At 72.8% G+C, this 2,247-nt stretch carries 1 protein-coding gene; it reads right to left on the minus strand.

Annotated elements, in window-relative coordinates; translation table 11 throughout:
- Positions 1–351 precede the first annotated feature (351 nt).
- A partial coding sequence (locus HG543_RS53240; RefSeq protein ID WP_211194804.1) for an AAA family ATPase occupies positions 352–2,247 on the minus strand: 1,896 nt, incomplete at its 5' end.

Below are 2,247 nucleotides of genomic sequence, written 5' to 3' on the forward strand. Positions count from 1 at the left end.
CGGGTGGGACGGGCCTTGCGCTGACGGGCGACAGAGGTGGGCATCGAGACCTCGGTGATGGCACCCGCGAGAGCAGGGCGGCAGGGCGGGAGCAGAGGTCATGTCACCACGCGCGGGCCGCGAGGGCACGTAGGACGTGAGGTGCCCGAAGACGGAGGCGCCTCATGTGCTTCGGGCCCCGCGGGCGTCAGCCGGTCCGGGTGGCGGTCGAAGCTCACCTCAGCGAGGGAACCGTGGGAGGAGGCGCCAGGCCCGGGTGTGGGACAGGGCGCCTCGGCCCGGCTCGGAGGTGCTCCGCGAGAGCACACAGGAGCCGAACCGGATTCACGGTTCCGGCTCCGCGGTGCCGCTTCAGTTCACGTCACGCCGGAACAGCAGCTGTCCGGCCTGGACGGCGACGCGCACGCGGTCTCCCGCGCCGAACTCGCCGGAGAGGATGCGCTCCGCCAGCGGGGCCTCCACCAGCCGCTGCACCATCTGCCGCATGGGCCGCGCGCCGAGCTGCGGGTCGAACCCGCCCGACTTCAGCAGGTGGCCCACCACGTCCGCGTCCGCGACGTACTCGATGCCCCGCTCGCTGGCGAGCCGCTTGCTGCTCTCCGCCAAGAGCAGCGTGGCGATGCGCGCCACCTCCACCTCCTCCAGAGGACGGAAGGGGAGCCGCTCGTCGATGCGGTTCCACAGCTCCGGCGGCAGCGCCTTGCGCGCCGCGGAGGACGCCAGGTCCATGGCGCTCGACGGGGCCGCGCTGTCCGCGCCGAAGCCCACCGGGCGGCCCGTGCGCGAGAAGGCCTCCGCGCCCAGGTTGGTCGTCATCACGATGACCGTGTTCGAGAAGTCGATGTGCCGGCCCTTGCCGTCCGTCAGCCGCCCCTCCTCCAGCACCTGGAGCAGGAGCATCTGCACCTCGCGGTGCGCCTTCTCGATTTCGTCCAGCACCACCACCGACGACGGCCGGCGGCGCACCGGCTCCGTGAGCTGACCACCCTCGCCGAAGCCCACGTACCCCGCGGGCGAGCCGATGAGGCGCGACACGCCGTGCTGCTCGGACATCTCGCTCATGTCCAGGCGCACCAGCGCGTCCTTGTTGCCGAACAGCACCTCCGCCAGCGCCCGCGCCATCTCCGTCTTGCCCACGCCCGTGGGGCCCAGGAAGAGGAAGCTGCCCATGGGCCGCCTCGACGCGAAGCCCGCGTAGTTGCGGCGGATGACGCGCGCAATCCGCTCCACCGCCTCCGTGTGGCCGATGACCCGCTCGGACAAATCCTGCTCCAGCCGGAGCAGCCGCGCCGAGTCATTCATGAGCAGCCGCTCCTCGGGCACGCCCGCGAGCTTCGCCACCACCCGCGCCACGTCCGCCGCCTGCACCACGTCACGGCCCTCGCGGTGGCACCGGCTGCCCGCCAGGTCCACCACCGAGATGGCCTTGTCCGGCATGAACCGGTCCGTCACGTAGCGGCTGGCCAGCGACGCGGCCGCCTCCAGCGACTCCGGCAGGTAGCGCAGCGCGTGGTGTTCCTCGTACCGGCCGATGATGCCCTTGAGAATCTCCACCGTCTCCGACACCGACGGCTCGTTCACCACCACCGCCGTGAAGCGGCGCTCCAGCGCCGGGTCCGCGCTGATGAACTTGCGGTACTCGTCGTGCGTGGTGGCGCCGATGCAGGGGAACTCGCCCCGCGCCATCGCCGTCTTCAGCTCGTTGGCCGCGTCCTGCGGGCCCTCGCCCGTGGAGCCCGCGCCCACCAGCGTGTGGATTTCGTCGATGAAGACCACCACGCGCCCTTCCGCGCGGCGGACCTCCTCCTTCAGCGCGTTGAGCTTCTCGGAGAACGAGCCGCGAAGCTGGGTGCCCGCCACCAGCGAGGCCATGTCCAGCTCCACCAGCACCTTCTCCGACAGCGTCCCCCGCAGCTCCAGCAGGCGCTGCGCCACGCCCTCCACCACCGCCGTCTTGCCCACGCCGGGCTCGCCCAGCAGGCACGGGTTGTTGGTGCGGCGCTTGCCCAGGATGTCGATGACCTCCTCGACCTCGCGCGAGCGCCCCACCACCGGGTCCAGCCGACCCTCGCGGGCCGCCTGGCTCAGGTTGCGGCCCAGCGACGTGAGCAGCGGGAAGGCCTTCGGGTCCAACGCCACCGAGGCGCTCCGGGCCACGGGCGCCGGAGCCGGGGGCACCGCCGGACGCGCCACCGGGGCGGGGGGCGCCACGGGCGGCGGCACCGCGCGGGCCACGGGCGGCGGCAC

It is taken from the genome of Pyxidicoccus fallax, from assembly GCF_012933655.1.
GTDB classification, from domain to species: Bacteria; Myxococcota; Myxococcia; order Myxococcales; family Myxococcaceae; genus Myxococcus; species Myxococcus fallax.